Genomic DNA, 20,908 nt, shown 5'->3' on the forward strand with positions numbered 1-20,908 from the left:
GATACACCTCGGTGTTTTACACCAAACGTTGCCGGCCCCGGCCGGTATGGGTAATGCCGTCGCGACGCGTTATTCCTCAACGAAGAACGAACGCGGCGCTTCTCCGGTACAGTAAATTTTCCACGCCTCGCGCAGCCCTTTTTCAAAGGTCTCAGCCACCCGGAACCCGTCGGCGTTATTCGTCGGGATGCGGCTGCGCATGGAGAGACGAATCGCGTTCAGTTCCTCAAAGCGGCCCTGCCAGGAGAGCGCTTTTTCGACGTAGTCTGCTTTATCGTTCGCCACAAATTCCGGCAGTCCGTAGCCATTCATTGTTTCAACGCCCTGACGCCCCGCCATCGTCTCACCGCAAAGCGTGAGCGTCGGCACGCCCATCCACGCGCCGTGGTTGGTGGTGGTACCGCCGGTATACGGGAAGGCGTCGAGCAAAATATCGATGTGATGGTGGTATTCGAGATATTCGATAAGCCCGGTGCGCGTTCTGAAAATGAGCTGTTCGGGGCGCGCGCCGAAATGCGTCAGGCGGCGCGTCATCATGGCAATCATCTCGTCATCGGCCATAAAGCCCATCAGCAGCTTCGCACTGGGTTCACGCACCAGAATTTGCGCCCAGAGTTCGAGCACTTCATCGTTAATCTTTTTCGGGCGGTTGAAGCTCGCAAACGTAAGATGGCCGTTACGCAGCGCCGGCAGCGGATTCACATCCGGGCTTTGCGGGTGCGGCTCAAAAATTTTGCGCATCGGCACCCAGAGGATCTGCTCGGTAAACTGCTCCGCGAGCCCTGGGGGGCTTGCAAGCGTAGACGACAGCAGGCGGTAATCCATCGCCGGTACGCCCGTCGTGCCAGGGTAGCCAATCCAGGTCATTTGCAGCGGTGCCGGGCGCAGCGCGAACATCGGCAGCCGCGTCCAGGTGGTATGCCCGGAGAGATCGATAAGAATGTCCACGCCATCGTCGTTGATCTGGCGCGCCAGCTCGCGATCGCTTAACTGATACGCATCGCGCCACAACACCGCGCCCGCGCGCAGGTGATCGGTCACCTCATCATGCATCGGCGCGGCGTTATAGCCCACCAGTTCAAACTGCGTGCGGTCAAACGACTCCCAGAACGGCAGCAGGAAGTTGCTGACCGGGTGCGTGCGCAAATCGCCCGAGACAAACCCGACGCGCAGCTTACGGTGCGGATCTTTCTCATTATTAAGCGGCAGATTGAGCGCTAAGCGTTCGGCGTACGCCGTAACGCGCTCGCCATAATCGCGGTGCTTCGCGAGCAGCTCCTGCGCGCTGACGCGGTTGTCGTGCGTCAGCACAAACAGCAGGCTGGTGAAGCAGTCAAAATCTTCAGGCGACAGTTCCAGGGATTTCTCCAGGAAATAACGCGCTTCGTCGAGCTTCTGGTTATCGCTCAGCACCACGCCCATCATGGCCAGATAGCGCGGGTTGCGCGGCTGGAAGCGGAACGCCTCGCGGGCGCATTTTTCAGCAAGCGTCATGTCGCCACGCGCGTGGTAGAGCGTGCCGAGCGAATTCCAGAAACCCGCGTTTTTCTCATCGAGGCGCAGCAGCCCTTGCACCACTTTTTTGGCGTTAAAGTGATCGAGCGTTTTTTGCAGCGCGGTCGCCAGATCGTAATAGATGTCGAGGCTTGAGAAGTAATGGCCCATCAGGCGGCAGAGCGCGTCCAGCGCCTCGTCCCACGCGCCGGTCAGCACGCAGGTACGTGAATAGCAGCGCAGGATGTGCATATTCTGCGGGTCCTGCGCCAGCAGTTCGCGGGTATACTCGCGCGCTTCTTTTGCCATACCTTTGACAATCAGCCGGTTGGCCTCTGCATAGACGGCATCCATCTCGCTGCTGTCGGTCTGGCTGTCGGCGTCCATATTGGCTTCGCTTTGCAGCAGACCGCCGCGCCGCTCGCTGACGCTTAAGAGCAACAGCGTATTCAGGCACTGTTTCAGCCACGCCACGTTGCCGGTGCGCAGAAACGGCTGAATGGCATTTTTCCAGGCGAGCGGTGTGCCTTGCAGCACGCCGCGAATACGCAGCGCGGTAAAACTTGCCCAGGCGTCATCGTCAGTCGTGCGCATGCCGTCGCGCAGCCAGCGCCAGTGTACGGGCGTAACGGTAACCGCCTCGCCCCACAGGTTCAGCACGCGGCTCTCTTCATCGGTCACCGGCAGCGGCACGACCGGTGCCAGCACATCGTTTTCCGCCAGGTTATACGGCCCCGGTACGGCACTCCAGAACAGCCCGTCGAGATTATTGAGAAAGAGATCGCGCAGCGACTCCAGCACCTGCTTGCGGGTGTCGTCGCCCGGACGCTCCGGCAGGCGGCAGTTAAAAATCAGCTGTTCGACGCTGAGGCTCATCGGCCAGGCGCCCGCCAGCACGTCAAGAATTTGCAGCGTCACCGGGTTTTCCGTACGCACCGGCACGCCGGATTGTGAAATATGGCCGCTGACGACGTTTCCATTAATCGTGAACACGCGGGTGAAGTTGCCCGCCCAGTGCAGGGATTCCAGCATGGCCAGATCCGGCACGAAGGATGGCTCTGCCGCGTCTCTGGCGCAGAGCATCGTGAAGCGCTCGCGGCGGTTGACCGCGAAATCGAGGTACTGGCGCGCGCTATGGCGATCGCGCGGCCCGGCGATCATCGCATGGAGCTGCTGCTGGCGTTCGCCATAGCACGCGGCAAGATCGGCCTGCGGGAGCGCATCGCCGATACATGCCAGATCCAGCGCCTGCATGTCGCGGGCAAAATCGGTGTAGTTGCGGGCAGCCGTATCGTCTGCCAGATAGCGCTGCATCAGCGACGCATCGTCCAGCGCTTCCGCCGCCAGCACCCGCGTTTTGAGCGCGCCATCCGGCAGCGTCATCGCCAGATATCCAAGCATGGCACGCGCCGAGGCGAGCTTTTCATTGTGAGTTGCGGCGCGCTGGCTGTGGAACGCGAGCGCGTCGCGAAGCGTGGCGTCATCGTCGTTCTCTGCAAGCGTCGCGTGATACGCAATGATGCCCTGCGCAGAGAGATGCTGACGGCACCAGCGCAGCAGCGCGTCGCGCGTGTCGTCGTCGGTGTGAGAAAAACGCCCATGAATGATGATGTAGTCAAACTCGCCCGGCGACACCGCCAGCAGATCGCCAAGACCCGCGGCGAACAGCTCAATATTGGTCAGCCCGCTTGCCTGGATCTGTTGCTGCCCTTCACCGATACGCGCTTCGTCAAGATCGATCCCAAGCGCGATGCTGTTCGGCCAGGCGCGGGCGTGGGCGATGAGCGTCTCGCCTGCCCCGCAGCCAATCTCCAGCACGCGTGCGAACGCAGGCGACGCCGCCGCCACGTGGTTAAGCGCGGCGCTGGCGTGCAGCGCGAGAGGGCTAATGCGGTGTTCCGGGTAGAGCGTCTTCACATCATTCATCCGTTTTAATAAATAGAGAGTTTATGCGCTGAGGTATTTCGCCATCAGACTGGTTTTATAATCGCTGAATGAACCCTTGCCATTTTTAACCGTTGTAACCATCCAGGCGAATGCGTCTGGCGTATGGTTGATACACACCAGCCGTGAAGCCTCCTCCCTGCGTATCTGCATCTGTTCAACAGCAGGCAAAGTGTCGAGCGCAAATGAAAGCGCCACCTGATCGAGGAACCACTCGTTGTTTTCCGCCGCCAGGTTGCGGTCGATAAAACGGGCCACGATATCGAGATAGCGGAAGTTCGCCTGCGTCGGGCGGGCATAGATAAAGGCACCCAGCACGCGCTCCCAGAGCGGCGCGCCATCGCTGCAGGTGAGGATCAGGTCAGCGTCGTCAAGACGCGTATGCACATCAGCCCAGGGTTTGCGCACCAGGCAGTCGGCATCGAGCAGTATCACCGGCGCGTCGAACTGCTCCAGCGCGTAGCGCAGGAAAACAAAACGGCGCGAGGCGTAATGCACGTTAATGCCGCGCACCGGCGCGATAACTTCACTGCTGAGAGAAAAGTTCAGGCCAGGAAACGCCGCCTGCATCTCGCGCACGCGTGCCTCGCAGCGCGCGTCGCAGTTATAGATGTGCAGATGCACATCCAGCGCAGTGCCGTTGGTGTCATAGACCGACGCCACCAGCGCCTGGGCGTGATCGAAGAAATAGTTCGGATCGCAGGAGATCAGCACCGTGGTGTTACCGGTGGCGGCTTTCGGAATGTGCCAGGTGTAACGGCTGTAATCCGGCAGCGGCAGCGGTTCATTGAGCGGGCGGAAATCGATAAAGGAATCCGGGCAGCCGCCAAGCTTATAAATGCCACAAACGATCATTAGCAGCACCAGTGACTCTTCCTCTATTAAGGAAGAATCGCTGGTCAGCGCCTGAATCACCACCTGCGCCTGGTTGTAGTCTTCTTCCATCAGGCAGATGAGCAGCAGAATTTTCAGAACCGGCGCGCTGTTGCTGAGCCGCGAGAGATGATTCGAGATTAAAAAGACCGCGCCGTCGATTTCGCCCACGCGAAAGAGGAGCTGAATGGCGGCGACGACAAGATTGACCGCGTCGTCGCGCTTAAGCGCTTCCACCACGTGCGCGGTCACTCGATCGCCGAAACCTTCCACGGCGGCAATCTGATGCCCCTGCTTTTTACTGTCGAACGCCTGATTAGCAAGCGTCGCGGCGCACAGCAGATGTTTAATCGCCAGCGCTTTTTCAGCCTCCAGTTCGGGCGGCACTGGCGCCGCCATAATGGCGGGCTCCATCGCGGCATAATCGGTGCTCCAGAAGTGCAACACTTCCGCCACCAGATGCGACGGCATCACATCCGCTTCAGGGAGATAAATAGTGCGGGTGAAGATGTCACGGTAGTACTGATGCATTGCACGACACTGGGCAAACTGATTCATCGGTTTTAACTCATCATTAATTGCAACGCGCGACGGCGTTTTGCCAGTCAACCCGGCCATATCTGTCGCAACCTGGGGGTGGATTCCCTTCGCGGCACACAAAAAGGAAGCTTTCCTGAAAGGGTAACATCGGGGGCGCGGGCATAATGGAGTGAAAAACCCCGCGAATAGCGGCTTATTTTGGAGATTGCATTTAAGGTAAATGCCGATAAATGACAGGCAAAAAAAAAGGTTGCTGTTTCCAGCAACCTTTTTGAAAGCTTGAGCGTCTATTAACGCAGCAGGGACAGCATGGACTGCGGAACCTGGTTTGCCTGAGACAGTACAGAAGTACCAGCCTGTTGCAGGATCTGAGCGCGAGACATGTTAGAAACTTCGGTCGCGTAGTCAGCGTCCTGGATACGGGACTGTGCCGCAGACAGGTTGTTGATAGAGTTGTTCAGGTTGTTGATGGTAGATTCAAAACGGTTCTGAATCGCACCCATGTTAGAACGCGCGGTATCGATCTTAGCGATAGCAGCGTCAGCAGCAGAAATCACAGCCTGTGCAGAGGAGTTGTCTGCGATAGAGGTGCTCAGCGCAGAGTCCAGAGTACCGGAGGTTGCGTTGATCAGCGCGTTGCTGTCGATGGAGATGGTATCGTTAGAAGAAGTACCAGCGCCAACCTGAATTTTCAGAGCGGTGCTTACAGAACCGTCCAGCAGTTTTTTGCCGTTGAAGTTAGCGCCACCAGCGATACGGTCGATTTCAGACAGACGCTGAGTGATTTCCGTGTTGATGGAAGTCAGGTCGGTAGAACCGTTGGTGTCGTTTGCAGCCTGAACAGCCAGCTCACGGATACGCTGTAAGTTGGTGTTGATTTCGTTCAGGTTACCTTCAGCGGTCTGAACCAGGGAGATGCCGTCGTTTGCGTTACGAGCAGCCTGGGTCATACCTTTAACCTGAGAGGTCATACGGTTAGCAATCGCCTGGCCAGCAGCGTCGTCTTTCGCGCTGTTGATACGCAGACCAGAGGACAGACGCTCGATAGCAGTGCCCAGAGCAGACTGAGATTTGTTCAGGTTGGTCTGAGTGGTCAGGGACAAAAGGTTAGTATTGATAACTGACATAATTTAATTCCTTCAAAAATTGGGTTTAGGTTCGGTGCCTAACACTCACGGCGTCTCTCACCGTCAACAAGGTTATCGACGCTTCTTAAAAAGACTTTAGAAACAAACTCAAAAAATTTACATGTTATTGTTTTTTAAAGAATCGTTTTATTTAATGTCTTTTTATAAGTCTCAGAACTAAGATTTTTCTTATGTATTGTATAAATAAATTCTGGCTGCCATTTCCTTCATTATTAATGCGGGTTGGTCATTTTTTTCTGACTTTTTTGCAGACATATAAAGAAGGGAAATATTTCACTTAAGGCAGGCTATCGGCTCAATAGCCTGCGTCTGCATCATCTATTCCAGGGATTATTTTTTTAGCGCCGGGAGTAAACTTTTGCTTTGCGTCGCCGATAAGAGACTGAAACGACCATCGACTTCAAGGAAATCACGCATGGCTACAATCAGTAATCTCGGGGTAGGCTCGAATCTTGGGCTTGCCGATCTGTATGACAAGCTGGAAGCGGCAGAACAAACCAAACTGACGGTTATTACCAAACAGCAGACGACCTATAACACGCAGTTAAGCGCCTACAGCAAGCTGCAAAGCTCGCTGCAGAGCCTGCAGACCGCGACGGCTGCGCTCGGTAAAGCCGCAACATGGAACTCAACCTCGGTCAGCAGCACCAATACCGCGTTTGCGGCGACCACCACCAGCGATGCGATGACCGGTGATTACACCGTCAACGTAAAACAGATGGCGAAAGCGCAGGTGCTGACCTCTGGCTCTATCGCCAGCAACACCACGCAGCTGGGCGCCACTACGGGCACCACCCGTACCGTCACCATCAGCCAGCCGGGCACGTCCAAACCGCTGACCGTTTCTCTGGCTGATGGCGATACCTCGCTGAACGGCATCGCAAAAGCGATTAACAAAGCGGGCGGCAATGTTTCCGCGAGCGTGATTAAAGCGTCTGACGGCGATTTCCGCCTGATGCTGACCTCCAAAACCACCGGCACCAGCAATGACATGACCGTCACGGTCACCGGCGACGATACCCTGCAGGGGATTATCGGCTTCGATTCCAGCACCAAAACCGGCGCGCTCTCCATCCAGACGGCCTCTCAGAACGCCAAAGTGGTGGTGAACGATATCGAAATCGAACGTTCCACTAACGTGATTTCTGACGCGCTGCCGGGCACCACGCTGACGCTGAAAGCGCAGAGCACCGCTAACGAAACGCTCTCCGTGACCCGCGCGACCGACGCCAACAAAAAGGCCGTGACCGACTGGGTGACCGCGTATAACGCGCTGCAGTCCACCATTGCTTCTGTGACCAAGTACGTCAAAGTGGATGCGGGCGATACGCAATCCTCCAACAACGGCGCGCTGATCGGCGACAGTAACGTACGTTCCATCCAGTCTCAGCTGCGCAGCACGCTGACCCAGGTGCAGAGCGGCAGTATCGCTATCATGGCACAGCTCGGCATCACACAGGACCCGGTTCTGGCTGCCGACGGCGCCGCTGGCGTACTGAAAGTTGACGATGCGAAACTGACCAAAGCGCTGACCGAAAACCCGGACGCCGTTCAGGCGTACTTCGTGGGTGACGGTAAAGCGACCGGTATGGCCACGCAGATGAATAACACCCTGACCTCTATGCTGAGCACCACCACCGGCAAAGAAGGCGTTATTCAGAATGCGAAAGACAGTATTAACGACACGCTGAAATCGCTGGATAAGCGCTATACCGCGATGGAAGCTTCCATTGAAGCCACCATGGCGCGTTATAAGTCACAGTTTAGCAACCTGGATTCCCTGGTAAACAAACTGAACAGCACCTCAACGTACCTGACTAAACAGTTCTCCTCTTCAAGCAGTTAAGGAACGGATATGTACAATAGCTCTGGTGTTCAGGCCTATCAGCAGGTAGGCCTGGAAAGTGCGGTAATGAGCGCAAGCCCACACCAGCTGGTCGTAATGTTATTTGACGGGGCACTCAGTGCCCTTGTCCGCGCGCGCCTGTTTATTGAACAGGGCGACACGGTGGCAAAAGGTCAGGCGCTGACTAAAGCCATTAACATTATCGATAACGGACTCAAAGCTGGCCTGAATATGGATATTGGCGGCGATTTGCCGCGTAACCTGGCCTCGCTTTATGAATACATGGTGCGACGTTTACTGCATGCGAACCTGCGTAACGATGTTGATGCCATCAATGAAGTTGAAACCCTGATGACCAATATTGCTGACGCCTGGAAGCAGATTGGTCCCGGCACCACTCTCGCGCAGGAAACGTTCTGATGAATGATTTCATCTCATCCCTAAACAACTGGCAGGCGCTGTACGCGCTTAGTAATACCATGCTCAGCCTGGCGAACTCAGGACAGTGGGATGAGCTGATTGAACAGGAAGTAAAGTACGTTACCCTGGTGGAAGCGATTGCCCGCAACCCAATCGAGCCGGATAACAGCGTATTTCAGGAAAAAGCACGTGAGTTGCTCTCGAAAGTGCTGGCCAACGAAGCGGCGCTGAAAATCAAGCTTCAGGCGCGGATGGAAGAGTTACGCGTGCTGATTGAGCAGAACGGCAATCAGAAATCGCTGGTATCCGCCTACGGTAAGCTTTCTGGCAATGTGTTAATGCCAAACGATTTCAATCAATAATTTCCTGTCATTCAGGGCCGTGGTGTTAACGCCGCGGCCCTGCGCTTTTCTCCCGTCCGGGAATGTGAATATTTCAGTGTGATGTGTGAAGCAGGGTTTTGCCTGATGGTGAGCGTTTGGCCTGGTGGTGGGTGCGCTACGCTTACCCACCCTACAAAAGACATTCCGGCCCGTAGGGCGGGTAAGCGCAGCGCACCCGCCGCCAGACGCCCATAAAAAAGCCCGGCACGCAGATACGCGCCAGGCTCACTTTCACTGCCAACGCACGGTTACGGCAGCGGCGTATCCAGCGGATTTTTGGTAAGGAAATCCGCGCACTCGGTCGTCGGACGGTTCACGCGCTCAAGCGTCATCCCGGCGTATTCCAGCGTATCGCCCTCGCGCGAAAGCTTATAAACCTCAAGCTTATTGGTCACGTTATAAAGGGTATCATCGCGACGCATCAGCTTCCCTGGCAGCGCAATCACCCGCTGCCACTGACGGCAGTCAAGCGTATCGCCTGCAGGCGTCACCACCAGGCTCGCGATCGCCTCCGGGCTTACCAGCTCGCTTTGCGGCCCTTTCGACTGCCAGTACCCCGCCATCCCCGCAGGCGGCGGCGTTTTCACCACCTCGTTATAATTCTCCACCTGAACGCATCCGCTCAGCCCCAGCATCATCAATCCCAGTGCGATTTTTTTCATCGTTTGTCCTGCCCGTGAAGAAAAAAAGATTGTGGCATTAAAGCATTAACGCTTCCACCCCAACGCGGCGGCGCGGGAATTGATCCAGATTCACTTTTGCCGAATTTTTGCTGTGCGAAAGCCGCCAGCGGCGTAAGATGCGGGCTTCTTTTGCGCGCTCACAGCGCCTTTTAGTTCCGTCTGAGTTCAGAGGCTAAAATTCATGTCATGGCACGACTTTAAACAGCAATATCTCGTTCGTTTCTGGGCCCCGCTGCCCGCCGTAATCGCCGCCGGCATCCTCTCCACTTATTATTTCGGTATCACCGGCACCTTCTGGGCCGTTACCGGCGAATTCACCCGCTGGGGCGGGCAACTCTTACAGCTCTTCGGCGTTCACGCTGAAAACTGGGGCTACTACAAGCTGATTCATCTGGAAGGCACCCCGCTGACCCGCATCGACGGGATGATGATTATCGGGATGTTCGGGGGCTGCTTCGCGGCGGCGCTGTGGGCCAACAATGTGAAGTTGCGTATGCCACAGCACCGCATCCGCATTATTCAGGCGGTCACGGGCGGCATCATCGCGGGCTTCGGCGCGCGTCTGGCGATGGGCTGCAACCTGGCGGCGTTTTTTACCGGCATTCCGCAGTTCTCGCTGCACGCCTGGTTTTTCGCGCTGGCGACGGCTATCGGCTCGTGGTTCGGCGCGCGCTTTACCCTGCTGCCGCTGTTTCGTATTCCGGTGAAAATGCAGAAAGTGAGCGCCGCCGCGCCGCTGACGCAAAAGCCTGACCAGGCGAAGCGCCGTTTTCGCATCGGGATGCTGGTGTTTGCGGGCATGATTGGCTGGGCGCTGCTCACGGCCATGAACGCGCCGAAACTGGGCCTCGCGATACTGTTCGGCGTCGGTTTCGGCCTGCTTATCGAACGCGCGCAGATCTGCTTTACCTCCGCGTTTCGCGATATGTGGATAACCGGCCGCACCCATATGGCTAAAGCGATTATTTTTGGGATGGCGGTGAGCGCCATCGGCATCTTCAGCTATGTCCAGTTGGGTGCCGAGCCGAAAATCATGTGGGCTGGCCCGAACGCGGTGCTCGGCGGGCTGCTGTTCGGCTTCGGTATTGTGCTGGCCGGCGGCTGTGAAACCGGCTGGATGTATCGCGCCGTGGAAGGCCAGGTGCACTACTGGTGGGTGGGGCTTGGCAACGTGATTGGCTCCACCGTGCTGGCGTATTTCTGGGATGACCTAGCGCCGTCACTTGCGACCAGCTGGGACAAAATCAACCTGCTGAATACATTCGGGCCACTCGGCGGACTGCTGGTGACGTATCTGCTGCTTTTCGCCGCGCTGATGCTGGTCATCGCGCAGGAGAAACGCTTTTTCCGCCGTCAGAAACCTGCCGCCACCGCTGCGGCTATTAAGGAGGGCGCATGAACGCCATTACCCCTGATTATCGCCTGGATATGTCCGGCGAGCCCTGCCCTTACCCGGCGGTCGCCACGCTCGAAGCGCTGCCGCAGCTGAAAAAGGGCGAGATTCTGGAAGTGATCAGCGACTGCCCGCAGTCGATTAATAACATTCCGCTGGACGCCCGCAACCACGGCTATACGGTGCTGGATATCCAGCAGGATGGCCCCACCATCCGTTATCTTATTCAGAAATAACCCTCAGCGCCCTCTCCGCCGGGAGGGCGCGCGGTTCCTGCCCTATACTTCGGTAAAAGCCTGTTAACCGGAGCCTGCTATGTGCGGCAGATTTGCCCAGACCTTAAGCCGTGAAGCGTACCTCGCGGCGCTTGATGAAACGACGGAGCGCGATATCGCTTTCGACCCGCAGCCGCTGGCGCGCTATAACGTCGCGCCCGGCACCCGCGTGCTGTTACTGAGCCAGCGCGATGATGTGTTGCATCTCGACCCTGTTCACTGGGGCTATGCGCCAGCGTGGTGGCATAAAACGCCGCTGATTAACGCGCGCGTGGAAACCGCCGCCACCAGCCGGATGTTTAAGCCGCTGTGGCAACACGGGCGCGCGATTGTCTTTGCCGACGGCTGGTATGAGTGGAAACGCGAAGGCGATAAAAAGCAGCCTTATTTCATTCACCGCGCTGATGGCGAGCCGCTGTTTTTCGCCGCCATCGGCAAAGCGCCGTTTGAGCAGGGCGACGACCGGGAAGGGTTTGTGATTGTCACCGCGGCGGCGGACAAAGGGCTTGTCGACATCCACGACCGCCGTCCGGTGGCGCTGACGGCGGAGGCCGCGCTTGCCTGGCTTAGCCCGGAGACCTCAGACAAACGCGCAGAAACGCTCGCGCACGACGGCGCGCTCGGGCCTGACGCGTTTATCTGGCACCCGGTGGATCGCGCGGTAGGGAATATCAGAAACCAGAGCCCGGACCTGCTCGCCCCTGTTGATAACCCTGTCGTGTGACGCTGTTATTAGATAATCTTTCGTATTACGGGCATGATGTTAAGGAAGAACTTAATCAGAGAACGTATACGATGCGCAAAACAACGATGATTTTAGTGATAGTGGCAGTTGTCGTCTGGGGCGCCGATTATATGGGCTGGCTGTAATGCCGGATAATATGGCCCGTCGAGACGGGCCGCGGCGTCAATAAGCTCAGCGCGCTTGCGCCAGCCAGACGGTGCGCCCACCGCTCGCCGCGTCATTCGGGCGAAACGTGAGAACGTCAAAGCCATGCGCATTCAGCAATTGCGTGTATTCTTCCGGCGACAGGCTCGCGTGATATAACGCCTCACCCAGAAATTCCCCCACCGCTTCGCCATTTTCCGGCCCGCTGTTAAACAGTAATTTCGCGCCTGGTTTTGCGTGCTGCTGAAAAATAGCAAACATGGCGCGCTGATCTTCACGCGTGAGATGAAAAAAGCTGTCCCAGGCAATCAGCGCATCAAAACGCGCGCTAAGCGACAGCGTTCTCATATCACCGGTTAACCAGCGGTGGCGCGGCAGCCGTTCCCGACAAAGGGCAACCAGCGCAGGCGTTACGTCAATGCCGGTGATAGCAAACCCTTTGCTGTCGATATACGTACCTATCGGGCTCCCTGACCCGCAGCCGATATCGAGCACGGTACCGCCCTCTTGCAGCCCCTCCAGTACGGCATCGAGCCACGGCTGCTCAACAAATCGCGCCTGTCTTATCTCGTCCCACTGCAGGGCATGGTGGCGGTAAAAATGCGCGACGGTCTTTGAGGAAGGATGAGTCATAAGGCGTATCCCGGATGAAATTGAAATACTGAGTATACGCACACGAGCGAGCGCCTGAAGCCGCCGATTCCAGGTGGGTGGCGTTAAGGCTTTTTACGTGACCGCGTAAATAAGCAGCCCGCTCCCCGCTTTCTGCGGGAGCCGTGAACGTCAGGCAGGCAAACCTTGCTGGCCATCAGTTACTCTTTACCGAAAAATACTCGTCCGTTTTTCGGTTGTGAACGTGTTGCCAGGTGCAATAGATTCACCGGATACCTCATCACCGGAGAGCCACATGAATTTCACCGATCTTGACAGCCAGAACGCCCCTTTACTGATCGTTAACGTCTGGGGGCAGCAAAGAGGCATAAAACCTGTCAGGGCGCATCCCATGGCGCATCCCGCCAGCGTTCCAGCAGAAAATCACTGAACACCGTCAACCGACGAGCAATGGGTTCTCGCCGCGCCCGCACGATGCTGATCCTGGAAGGGGTCGCTTCCCACTCCGGCAAAACGCGTACTAACCGCCCGTCACGCAGTTCTTCATGTATATCCCAGGTCTCTCGCAGCGAGATGCCCATCCCGGCAAGGCACCAGGCGTGAAGCACGTCGCCGCTGTCGCTGCACAGCGTGCCGCCCACCGCGACAGCTTTTTCCATGCGGCCTTTGCGCAGCGGCCAGATGCTTTGCTGCAGGCCCGGATAGGCGAACACCAGGCAGTTATGCTGCGCCAGATCCTGCGGATGAGCAGGCTGCCCGTGCGCTTTCAGATAATCAGGAGATGCCGCCAGGATACGGCGGTTGTCGGCCACACGCAGCGCGACCAGCCGCGAATCGGCCAGCTCACCCATACGGATAGCCAGGTCCAGATCGTCGCTATACAGATCCTGCATCTGGTCAGAGAGCCGCAGGTCGAAAGTGACACCAGGATGCAGGCGGCAGAAATCCTGGATGGCCGGTGCCACGTACTTACGCCCAAACGGCATGGGCGCGGTCAGGCGGATAATGCCGCGCAGATCGCGGCTGGCGCCCGTCGCCACTTCCTGCATTTCTTCCAAGACGCTCAGCGCGACCTTCGCCCGCTCGGCAATAGCGCGCCCTTCATGGGTGATGCGCAGGTTGCGCGTGTTTCGCTCAAACAGAGTCGCACCCAGCGCCTGTTCCAGCCGGGCTATCTGCTTGCTCACGGTCTTGGGTGCCAGATGCAGGGCGCGCGCCGCCGCAGAAAAGCTCCGGCACTCAACGACGTGCACAAATACCGCCAGGTCATCAAGATTGCGTAAAGTCATTTGGTACGATTCAGGGAAAGTGTTTGTCGATTATGGTCATTTATATGGTAGATCGGCATCACTAGAATGGCGATCAAAACCTGGCGTGTCGCAGTAAGTATTGGTCTTTGGCGACGCGCCGCTTTCCCCCGAAGATCGTCATCTCCAGCCCCTGCTTCACCCTTTTCATTGGTGTGCTGGCTGATGAGAATCACCTGCGGTCCGGCGCGTCATTGTGTCCGTCACATCGGCGAAGGCGGTCATCGGTTTTGCAATACAGGAGCCCCAAACCATGCCACACCCTTTGTTCGCCCTGATCCACCATAAACGTAAAAAAACGGCTAAGGAAGCCGACAGCGCGCCCGGCGGTCCCGCGACCGTGACGAAATTCCCGCTGGAGCTAAACCACCGGCAGCAGGAGGTTACGGTATGAGTGAACGTATGCCTTTCGTCATCTATGTCTTCGCGCTTTGCGCCTTTGCACTGGGCTTTACTGAGTTCGTCACTATCGGGCTGGTGTCAACCATCTCTGCCGATTTGCATACCACTGTCAGCCAGGTTGGTATGGCGGTCACAGCCTACGCTCTGGGCGCGGTGATCGGCGCGCCTGTATTGACCGCGCTGGCAACCCGCTGGCCGCGCAAGCGGCTACTGCTAGTGGCGATGGCAATGTTTACGCTGGGCAACGCGGTGGTAAGTGTGTCCGATGCGTTGACGCCCATGCTGGTCGCTCGTTTTGCTTCAGGTCTGGGGCATGGTGTCTTTCTCGCTGTGGCGTCCAGCGTGGCAACGCAACTGGCCGGGCAGCATCGCGCTGGTGCGGCCGTCGCGGTAGTTTTCGGCGGGCTGACGCTGGCACTGGCGATTGGCGTGCCAGTCGGCACCTATTTGGGCAGTTTGTTGAGCTGGCAGGTTATCTTTATGGGAGTGGCAGGCAGTGGTGCCATTGGCTTTCTGGGCTTACTGACGCTGATGCCAGCGGAACGTGACGATACCTTAACGCAGGCTAATGCGATGAACGGACTACGGGCCATATTCAATCCGCGTTTACTGGCAGGCGCCAGTATCACCGTACTGGCCTATGCAGGATCGTTCGCGCTATATACCTATATTTCACCCGTTTTACAGCAAGTGACGAATGTTAGCTCAGGCACTGCCAGCCTGTTGATGCTGGGTTATGGCATCATGGCAGCCATTGGCAACGTATGGGGTGGGCGACTCACCGATCGTAAGGGGCCCGATGCGGCCGTGATGACGGTGCTTGTCGGCCTCGCCGTCGTGTTGTTGGCTATCTGGCTATCAGCGTCGTCATTGCCACTGATGGTGCTGCTCACAGGCTTGCTGGGAGCACTGACTTATGCGGCTGTACCGGCCTTGCAGGCACGTGTTATCAGATTGTCCCATAGCCATGCGCCGCACGCTCCCGCCGTTGCCGCTGGATTAAACATTGCCGGCTTCAACGGTGGCATTGCATTGGGTTCACTGTTCGGAGGGGCGAGTCTGGAAGTTATGGGACTGACCAGCACCGCCTGGGTTGGTGCTATCGTCGTGGGCCTGGGAGTCATCTGGATGCTGTGGCAAATGCAGCGCCCCGCTTTTCTTATCACAACGCTTCACGGCCAGATGAACGACACGAACACAATGTGAATGGGTGTCCGTACCGATTAAAAAACCAACCTGTTGCGGTTGGTTTTTTTGCCTGCGATGTGGTGAAAATAACGTCCCTGTTATTCATCTATTGATCGCAACAACAACGCCACTTCTGGCGTGGCGCGATTTTTTGTCCTGAGCACAAGTATTCCGGTTTACCGAACCCTGTGCTCACACATTGACCCGATTATTTACCTGAATGTTTCGACATCTGCTCGGCGGACTTCAGGTGTTCCTCAACAACCGGCGTATGCGCGTCGGCCAGCGCCTTCACATCTGCATCCTTGATTTTTTTGGCGTCGCTCTGCAGTTTTGAGAGCACCATTTTGTGGTCTTTAGTACCGGCGTTCTCCATATACTGCTTGTCAAAGGCGTCGCCACTCTCTTTTTCAAGCTTAGCGGCCATGGCCTTGTGCTTCGCGTCGGGCTCGGTCGGCAGCGTCACGCCTTTCTGCTGGGCAACCGCCTGCACTTTGCTGAGGGCAGCGCTATGGTCATCGACCATCTTCTGTGCAAAGGCTTTGACGTCGCTGTTCTGTGCTTTTTCCAGCGCAATCTTCGCGGCTGCGACTTCATTGATGTCGGCCTGCGCCATGTCCTTCAGCGCTTTTTCATCGCCCGCGCTGAGTTTCGCACCCGATGTGGTCTGACCTGCGGCCTCATTTTGCGTGGAGCTTTTCGGCGTCTCGGCCTGCACGCCTGCGGTGCTGAACATCGCGGCGACTGCTGAGGCAACCAGCAGCCCTTTCAGGGTTTTCGTCTTTTGCATGTTGTTCTCCTGATGACCATAGGTAAGGCGGGTATCGGTTCATTTACCGTACGCCACCTCAGAGGAAAGTTACGACTACACTGGTCAGTATAGGCTTAACATTCCGGGAGGGTTGCTTAAGTCAGACAAATCAGCAAGAAAACACCCGCGCTTGCGCGTCATAAAACTGCGGTCAGCGGATCGCTGGCCTGCGGTGATAAAAACAAAAAAGCAGGCAGAGAATTTCTGACAGCCTGTCGCTACTTGCCCATAAAACCGTGCCTGATCCGGCATAACGCCCGTCTTCTGGTACCGATGGTCGTCACGCCATACGGCATCCAGACGTCGTGTCGTCCCTGACAGTACGAAAATCAGAGACACGTGTATGGTATTAATAACATCTGCTCTATGCCAGGAGCGGACGTATCGGCGGCGCCGTAATAACAGGCTTTGCCTATAGATGTAAGTTTTAACCGCTACCCGGCGCTGGGTCTAAGGCTTGCCTGAGAAACTCATGCTGCGCAAATCATCAATAAGCCCTGGTCCTTTGGGCTGCCAGTCGAGCTGCTGGCGTGTCCATGCACCGCTGGCACGCATATCCATCATTGTGAAAGCGGCGAACCAGCCAAAATGCTCTGCGGCCTGTTCTGATTTCAGCGAAACAGCAGGGATATCCAGGCCGGTCGCCACGGTTTGCGCAATCAGCCATGAGGCAATGCTTTCCTCCGCTACCGCATGATAACGTTTGCCGCGTTCGCCTTGCTCAAGCACTTTTACGTACAGCCCGGCCACGTCATCCACGTGTGCCGCACACCAGGCGTTTTTACCTTCGCCAATGTAAGCTGCTGCGCCTTTTTCTCTGGCAAGAGAGATGTAATAGCTGATTAACCCCTGGCGTTCGGTGTTGTGAACCTGAGGCAAACGCACCACGCGCACATCAATCCCTGATTCCAGTAGCTGAGAGCCTTCCAGCTCAGAGGCTACACGTGGGTTAGGATGTGCCGGGTTGAAATTCTGCTCCAGAGCGGGCTGGCCGCTGCCGTCATCACCCATCCCGGTGCCGGAGGTGATAAGCAGCGGGCGCTGGCTGCCCTGAAGCACAAAGCCAATAGCGCTAATAACCCGGCGATCTTTTTCGCAATTTTCCACAAAACGGGTGAAATCATGATCGAAGGCGGTGTGGATCACTGCATCGCACTGGTCGATGCCTGCAACCCACGACAGGGGATCTTCCAGCGTTCCGCGCTGGGCAGTAACGCCCTTATCGACTAACTGCCGGGCTGCTTCTTCTGAACGCACAAGCCCGGTCACCTGATGGCCGCGTGCAAGAAGGGCTGATACTACACGTGAGCCAATAAAACCCGTCGCACCCGTTACAAAAATACGCATGGTCTTTCTCCTGAGTAATTTACTGCAACAGCGTAAGCACGGATCTTTTACTATTAAAGTCGTGACGTTATCAGTGTATAAACATTAACAGGCTAATTTATGACGCTGCTTTCTGAAAATCCTCTGGGTGATTTTTTAAGGGCCCGCCGTCTGGGACTTGACCCGGCTTCGTTTGGTTTTTTGCCCGGCCGCCGCCGTACGCCGGGCCTGCGCCGCGAAGAGGTGGCTCAGCTCGCGAATATCAGCCCGACCTGGTATACCTGGCTTGAGCAAGGCCGAGGGGGAGCCCCCTCACGCGAGGTGCTGAACCGGATTGCTGCCGGGCTGCGGCTTACATCTCCCGAACGCGATCATTTGTTTATACTTGCCTTTGGCCATCCGCCGGAAAGCCGGGTAAGTCCGTCCGGCAGCATAACCCCACGGTTGCAACGCGTGCTGGAAAGCCTGACGATTCCGGCGATTATCAAAACCGTCATCTGGGATGTAGTGGCATGGAATTACCCGGCGACGGTTGTGCTGAAGGACTACGCGCTGCTGCCGCCCGCGCGGCGAAATATTCTGCGCCTGCTGTTTACCGACCCGGAGGCGCTGGAGATGCAGCACGACCGGGAGGGCGTGGCCCGGCTCATCGTCAATGCCTTTCGGGCGGATGCCGCGCGCCTTGGTGCGTCAGAGGAAATCGCTCTGCTGGTTGAGGAGCTATCCGCTCAAAGCGCTGACTTTGCCCGCCTGTGGCGTAACAACGATGTTGCCGGACATGGGGAAGGGTTAAAGATGCTACATCACCCGCAAATCGGGACAATTGCGCTGGAGTTTTGCACCTTTTCTGTCGAAGGGAGACCGGATCTGTCAATGATGCTCTTCAATCCAGCAACCGAAGAAAGCAGGATGAAAATAGAGCGTTGGATAACCCAAAACCGGGCCCAGCGCGAAGGCTGAGTCAGACTTTCTTCAGTTTGCCATGATTAAACGTCCGCGCCTCGCTCAAAGCGGATGTTATCTTGGATTGAATGCCCGGAGACCATCACTTTAACCATGCCCGCGCGGTCTGTACATCAGCGAGCCATGTCGTGCAGCAAGGCGAAAGCCTCTCCCGCTTCATCTGCCACGACTGCTGGATGCCCTGCCCCGCAAAATAGAGCGTTCCCCGCCCCTGCTGGTTGAATTTGTCCCTCAGTGATATCAGCGCCTCGCTGTTAGCGCGCGGCGCGCTCTCATCAAACAGGTTCAGCTGCGCCACGCCCTGGCTGAAAAAGTCACCCAGTATCCCCCGCTTTCTGGTACCGGTGGTCGCCATGCCATACGACTTCTAAAATTCGTGCCGTTCTTGACCGTGCGGGATATTTAAGAGAATTCTATAGTGTTATTACTATCTGCTATATGCCAGAACAGACGCTATGTTAAATTTGCGGTAAGTTAGAAAGCTATCTAACGTAATGCACAAGGAAAGGAGAGTAATTTGAATGGCAATCTTAGTAACAATACAGGCCGAGCTCGTAGTTGGTGAAACGCAGGTGATAAAGAGCCTGGCTCCTGAGGGGATGCTGGCGGCAGTTTTTGAGGACGATGGTGAGACCGGATATTTCTACGCTCTCGATGAGTCTGTCGACGGAAATCCGATTCAGGACGCGTTGCATATCTACAACGCCGAAGATATTTCTGACGGCCACGTCCCTTCTGATGTAAAAATTGGCTGGTCTGAAGATAGTCAAAAGTGCGTGCTACTGATTAACGGATACCCGCATGGAGCTTTTGATTTCGTCGGGAAAAATGGGTACTGCAGAAGTGGTTTTCCTCCACCAATAAACAAAATATGGTCGAAGTCAGGCCATGAGTGGAGCGATGCGGTAGACGATTTTTTTCGATGAGGTTCGGCAGGCCTGGCGCCTGCCATAACTATGTCCGCACATCGGGAGTTAAGAGCTTCGCTATTATTTCAATCAGACTGGTGATGAAGGCGTTACTAACATCGTGGTGGGTGAATCAACAGGGAGCAGGTCAAAAGAGAAAGTCATATAGACATATTTTATATCAATACACGGCAACAGAACTAACGTTCAGGTTCAGCCGATTAACTAAACATCACAGGTAAAAACTCATATCTGAGAATACATGTCCGCCCCGCTTTTACAGCTGTCTTTATGGATGGCAAATTTTCCGGAATGATAGTTCCTGTCATCAGAATTGGTTCCCGGCTGGAATGGTAAAGAGAGTTACAAAGCAGGCGCTGAGCAAAGGAGGCCAGAGAGCGTCCGCGAAAGGCAGGAACGATAACCTCGTCAGAAATTCGATAGCCACGTAAAAAAGCGACGTCTCCTCTTTCGCAAATTATCAGTCCTACACGGATTCCCTCTTCGTAAACAATATGCGCATCACCTTCTGAAATATGATTACTGAGCTCTTCCTCATCGACAGGGCACAGATTGCCTCTTAAGGCTGGGATAGCTAACAACGAATACTGATAGGCATCCATCAGAGCCCGTCGGCACCATTCAAAATCGACGTACTCAGCCAATCTCAGGGTTACTGTGTCATCCGGATATTCTGAAGCACCAGACAGCCAGGATGCATAGATTAATTGGTCTGTTATACTCTGATTTTTTTCGTGGCAGGGCGTGAGAATTCGAATGTACTGTGGCTTTAACTGCTCCCACTCCTGGCAGACAGATTTGAGTACAGAGCAATCTATGTTGGAGTCTGAAGCGACAATATCAATGAAAGGGTTATTGATATCGCCCCCGCGATAACGCGGACCAGTAAGAAACTGATGACCATCAATATTGAGTTTACGCTGTAAAAAATACTCTTGTGGTAAGCCAGTTTCTTTCCATGGAAAACGTGCTGAAAAGGTGGTATCCACACAGTATTTTTCCTGCTCATAAATCCATTTTTCAAGCCAGCTATGAAGGATGTCCTGTGGTATGGGCAGTTGAGCATACTGAGAGAGCATAAATTTTAGCATCATATTCATCTGACATAGCTCCAGGTATCAGGTCAATCTACTAAGATTGCCCTGATACCTGCTCAAACAGCAAGTAACTTTCCGAACGGTTTAGTCTACTTCTGGTTAGAGCGACTTGCGAGGCAATAGCCCTGTCAGCTTTGTGCCAGAAGCGGGCGTTTCAAAAAGGTGCAGTATGCCAATCCTAAACTGGCGATGAACCATTTTAGGATCGAGTAAGGTAATCGCCTGAGCGATCACTTATAATACAATTACAGTCGCACTGAATTATGGGTAGACACATAAAGGTGCTATTTAATTCTGAATCGCCGGTTCGGTAATGCACACGGATTAATGCGTGGTAATGGCGATAATGGTTTCTAATTTATATCAACGCGATGACAAAGTAATC

At 55.7% G+C, this 20,908-nt stretch carries 19 protein-coding genes and 1 pseudogene; 10 read left to right on the forward strand and 10 right to left on the reverse strand.

Going from position 1 to position 20,908, the window contains the following annotated elements; all coding sequences use genetic code 11:
* Positions 1–69: 69 nt before the first annotated feature.
* From ACUW6V_RS03270 to ACUW6V_RS03280, 3 genes are all read right to left on the reverse strand, one after another.
* The gene (locus ACUW6V_RS03270) at positions 70–3,420 is read right to left on the reverse strand and encodes an O-linked N-acetylglucosamine transferase family protein (RefSeq protein ID WP_454037991.1); all 3,351 of its coding nucleotides are present in this window, start codon (positions 3,418–3,420) and stop codon (positions 70–72) included.
* Between the two features lie 21 nt (positions 3,421–3,441).
* On the reverse strand, positions 3,442–4,929 hold the full coding sequence (locus ACUW6V_RS03275; protein WP_454037992.1) for a hypothetical protein: 1,488 nt from the start codon (positions 4,927–4,929) through the stop codon (positions 3,442–3,444).
* Between the two features lie 212 nt (positions 4,930–5,141).
* Complete coding sequence (locus tag ACUW6V_RS03280) at positions 5,142–5,978, reverse strand: flagellin N-terminal helical domain-containing protein (RefSeq protein ID WP_007776089.1); 837 nt, start codon at positions 5,976–5,978, stop codon at positions 5,142–5,144.
* Between the two features lie 436 nt (positions 5,979–6,414).
* Between ACUW6V_RS03280 and fliD the strand changes: the two genes are divergently transcribed.
* From fliD to fliT, 3 genes are read left to right on the forward strand one after another with little or no spacing between them, the layout of a single operon-like run.
* Positions 6,415–7,845 carry a flagellar filament capping protein FliD gene (gene fliD, locus ACUW6V_RS03285; protein WP_164996968.1) on the forward strand — a complete coding sequence of 477 codons (1,431 nt, stop codon included), beginning with the start codon at positions 6,415–6,417 and terminating at the stop codon, positions 7,843–7,845.
* A 9-nt stretch (positions 7,846–7,854) separates the two neighbouring features.
* On the forward strand, positions 7,855–8,265 hold the full coding sequence (fliS, locus tag ACUW6V_RS03290; RefSeq protein WP_007850993.1) for a flagellar export chaperone FliS: 411 nt from the start codon (positions 7,855–7,857) through the stop codon (positions 8,263–8,265).
* The gene (gene fliT / locus ACUW6V_RS03295) at positions 8,265–8,627 is read left to right on the forward strand and encodes a flagella biosynthesis regulatory protein FliT (protein ID WP_105539792.1); all 363 of its coding nucleotides are present in this window, start codon (positions 8,265–8,267) and stop codon (positions 8,625–8,627) included. The genes fliS and fliT overlap by 1 nt, the downstream gene beginning before the upstream one ends.
* A gap of 269 nt (positions 8,628–8,896) precedes the next feature.
* On the opposite strand, the gene yedD is transcribed toward fliT, so the two are convergent.
* Entirely contained in the window at positions 8,897–9,310 is a 414-nt protein-coding gene (gene yedD, locus ACUW6V_RS03300; RefSeq protein ID WP_097565762.1) for a lipoprotein YedD, read from the reverse strand.
* Positions 9,311–9,512: 202 nt separating this feature from the next.
* Here yedD and yedE point away from each other — a divergent pair, with 202 nt between their 5' ends.
* The 3 genes from yedE to ACUW6V_RS03315 all read left to right on the forward strand — a co-directional run bounded on the left by yedE (position 9,513) and on the right by ACUW6V_RS03315 (position 11,723).
* On the forward strand, positions 9,513–10,730 hold the full coding sequence (gene yedE, locus ACUW6V_RS03305) for a selenium metabolism membrane protein YedE/FdhT (RefSeq protein ID WP_454037993.1): 1,218 nt from the start codon (positions 9,513–9,515) through the stop codon (positions 10,728–10,730).
* Positions 10,727–10,960 (forward strand): sulfurtransferase-like selenium metabolism protein YedF, encoded by a 234-nt coding sequence (gene yedF / locus ACUW6V_RS03310; protein ID WP_004386794.1) that lies wholly within the window; start codon positions 10,727–10,729, stop codon positions 10,958–10,960. The genes yedE and yedF overlap by 4 nt, the downstream gene beginning before the upstream one ends.
* A 79-nt stretch (positions 10,961–11,039) precedes the next feature.
* Positions 11,040–11,723 (forward strand): SOS response-associated peptidase, encoded by a 684-nt coding sequence (locus ACUW6V_RS03315; RefSeq protein WP_097583246.1) that lies wholly within the window; start codon positions 11,040–11,042, stop codon positions 11,721–11,723.
* A gap of 192 nt (positions 11,724–11,915) precedes the next feature.
* On the opposite strand, the gene ACUW6V_RS03320 is transcribed toward ACUW6V_RS03315, so the two are convergent.
* Together ACUW6V_RS03320 and ACUW6V_RS03325 are read right to left on the reverse strand one after the other, a co-directional pair.
* Positions 11,916–12,521 carry a class I SAM-dependent DNA methyltransferase gene (locus ACUW6V_RS03320; RefSeq protein ID WP_454037994.1) on the reverse strand — a complete coding sequence of 202 codons (606 nt, stop codon included), beginning with the start codon at positions 12,519–12,521 and terminating at the stop codon, positions 11,916–11,918.
* 356 nt (positions 12,522–12,877) lie between these two features.
* Positions 12,878–13,789, reverse strand: a complete 912-nt coding sequence (locus ACUW6V_RS03325) for a LysR family transcriptional regulator (protein ID WP_076726687.1) — start codon at positions 13,787–13,789, stop codon at positions 12,878–12,880.
* A gap of 271 nt (positions 13,790–14,060) precedes the next feature.
* Here ACUW6V_RS03325 and ACUW6V_RS03330 point away from each other — a divergent pair, with 271 nt between their 5' ends.
* On the forward strand, positions 14,061–14,201 hold the full coding sequence (locus ACUW6V_RS03330) for a hypothetical protein (protein ID WP_454037995.1): 141 nt from the start codon (positions 14,061–14,063) through the stop codon (positions 14,199–14,201).
* Positions 14,198–15,415: an MFS transporter gene (locus ACUW6V_RS03335; RefSeq protein WP_454037996.1), complete on the forward strand. Its 1,218-nt coding sequence runs from the start codon at positions 14,198–14,200 to the stop codon at positions 15,413–15,415. Before ACUW6V_RS03330 ends, ACUW6V_RS03335 begins: the two co-directional genes overlap by 4 nt.
* A gap of 190 nt (positions 15,416–15,605) precedes the next feature.
* Here the strand turns inward: ACUW6V_RS03335 and ACUW6V_RS03340 are convergent, their stop codons facing one another.
* Positions 15,606–16,187, reverse strand: a complete 582-nt coding sequence (locus tag ACUW6V_RS03340) for a DUF4142 domain-containing protein (protein ID WP_105571283.1) — start codon at positions 16,185–16,187, stop codon at positions 15,606–15,608.
* 471 nt (positions 16,188–16,658) lie between these two features.
* Positions 16,659–17,555, reverse strand: coding sequence for an SDR family oxidoreductase (locus ACUW6V_RS03345; protein WP_012124400.1), 897 nt, complete (start codon positions 17,553–17,555; stop codon positions 16,659–16,661).
* Positions 17,556–17,654: 99 nt separating this feature from the next.
* On the opposite strand from ACUW6V_RS03345, the gene ACUW6V_RS03350 reads away from it, so the two are divergent.
* Entirely contained in the window at positions 17,655–18,494 is an 840-nt protein-coding gene (locus ACUW6V_RS03350) for a helix-turn-helix transcriptional regulator (protein ID WP_075183952.1), read from the forward strand.
* Positions 18,495–18,579: 85 nt separating this feature from the next.
* Here ACUW6V_RS03350 and ACUW6V_RS03355 read toward each other — a convergent pair.
* Positions 18,580–18,874: pseudogene (locus tag ACUW6V_RS03355) on the reverse strand (DUF4113 domain-containing protein); the annotation flags it as partial.
* Between the two features lie 144 nt (positions 18,875–19,018).
* Between ACUW6V_RS03355 and ACUW6V_RS03360 the strand changes: the two are divergent.
* Positions 19,019–19,423, forward strand: coding sequence for a DUF2251 domain-containing protein (locus ACUW6V_RS03360; RefSeq protein ID WP_069682474.1), 405 nt, complete (start codon positions 19,019–19,021; stop codon positions 19,421–19,423).
* A 203-nt stretch (positions 19,424–19,626) separates the two neighbouring features.
* Here the strand turns inward: ACUW6V_RS03360 and ACUW6V_RS03365 are convergent, their stop codons facing one another.
* Positions 19,627–20,526 (reverse strand): hypothetical protein, encoded by a 900-nt coding sequence (locus ACUW6V_RS03365; protein ID WP_454037997.1) that lies wholly within the window; start codon positions 20,524–20,526, stop codon positions 19,627–19,629.
* Positions 20,527–20,908 lie beyond the last annotated feature (382 nt).

It is taken from the genome of Cronobacter sp. 153480017-3 (genome assembly GCF_053627815.1).